The organism is Propioniciclava sp. (assembly GCF_029977985.1).
GTDB lineage: Bacteria > Actinomycetota > Actinomycetes > Propionibacteriales > Propionibacteriaceae > Propioniciclava.
This window is the reverse complement of sequence record NZ_JARKOT010000243.1, coordinates 1-1444: the sequence shown is the minus strand read 5'-3', so window position 1 is coordinate 1444 and position 1444 is coordinate 1. Positions and strand designations below refer to the sequence as shown.

The 1444-nt window shown below is 71.2% G+C and carries 3 protein-coding genes; all 3 read left to right on the top strand.

What is annotated here, in order from left to right; genetic code table 11:
* A partial coding sequence (locus Q1K57_RS13740; RefSeq protein ID WP_300083572.1) for a hypothetical protein occupies positions 1-705 on the top strand: 705 nt, incomplete at its 5' end.
* Positions 702-1043: a hypothetical protein gene (locus Q1K57_RS13735; RefSeq protein WP_300083570.1), complete on the top strand. Its 342-nt coding sequence runs from the start codon at positions 702-704 to the stop codon at positions 1041-1043. The genes Q1K57_RS13740 and Q1K57_RS13735, both read left to right, overlap by 4 nt.
* A 6-nt stretch (positions 1044-1049) precedes the next feature.
* On the top strand, positions 1050-1444 hold a 395-nt coding region (locus tag Q1K57_RS13730; protein WP_300083568.1), incomplete at its 3' end, for a hypothetical protein.

Sequence of the window (1444 nt, the reverse complement as noted above, 5' to 3'; positions counted from 1 at the left end):
TGGTGGGCGCGCCGCCCCTCGACCCCACTCGCGGTCCCCGGCGACCCGGGGGTGCGCGTCCTGGTCACCGGTCGACGGATCGCCGGCATCGGGCAGGCCGGACGCCGCCACCTCGTCGTGCCCCCGGCTTGGATCGGGCGGGTTGACCTGCCCGCCGTGTTGGCCCGGGCGCGTCAGCGGCAGTTGGTGTCGGCGGGCCGGTTCGATGTCGCCTACCAGTGGTTCACCTGGCCGTGGCAGGTGCTCGCCGCTTCTGCCGCCGGGTTCGCCCACGGCATGACCCGGTTGCCTCTGATTGGGTTCGCCTGGCGGTTGCGCATAGTAGTCGCTGGCATCGCGGTCTGGCAGACCGTGGTCGCCGGGCAGCGCGCGGCCACCGTCGGGATCTTCGTGGTGACCGGACTCACGTACCTGTTGCCGTGGACGAATGCCCGCCATGAGCGCCTGGTCGCGCAGGCGCTCGCGGATCTCGAACGGCGGTCGGCCACGCCGGCCGCGCCGGCGACGCGGCATCCGATCGTGCAACCGGTCCGGCCCACCGCTACCCAAGCCGGACGCAGATCCTGCACCTCCGCGCGGCGGCGTGGCCCTGAGCCCTGTGGACAGTGGCGCTCGCCCGCACGCCTGGTGACTTGTACGGGCGAAGGGACTCATGGGCGCGCCCACGATCCCAGGACAACTGGAAGGAAGGGATCACGATCATGACCGGAGTGCCGATGCCCGCCGAGTCGATCGCCAAGGTCGACCTACTGCTGGGGCAAGCGACGATGCTGACCGCTGACCGCTGGGACGACCTCGCCGCGATGATCCACGAGGCCATGGGGATCTCGCTGTTGATGGCGGCGGCTCATCCGTCGAGCCAGCCCGTGGACGTCCCGGGACTGACACGACTGACGGCGCTCGAGTGCGTCCAGAACGCTTTGCGCGAGGTTCATACCTGGGACCTGGCCCTCGCCGCAGATCTGCCGGACTTGGGCCGCTTGCGGGTGCTGTTGGCCGACGTCCGCAGGGAGTTGGACAGCACTGTCGGACGGCGAGGGTAACGGCCCATGTGGCAGGCCGTCCGGCGGGAACTCGCCCGCCTCGAGTGGGACGTCGAGCCGCCGCTCACCCTCGATCTGATGGCCGACTGGGCCCAGACCGCGTCCAGCCTCGTGACGATCCGCCGAGCGCTCGGCCCGATCTCCACCGCCGACCCGATCGCGCTGCTGGCCACCGCAACGACCGGCGCAGCGCGAACTGCTGACGTGAAACCCATCCTGGCGCCGTCGCTGGGCGCTGTGAGCGCGGCGCTCGCCGACGTCGGCCAGGACATGGCGTCGCGCCCCGACTTCGACCGGCAGCGCGACGCGGCGACGCTCAACCACGTCGCCTACGAACTCGTGCACTGGGTGCGCGTCCGGACGCTCGACGACCGCGCGAAAGCATGGCTGTTGGCCGGCGA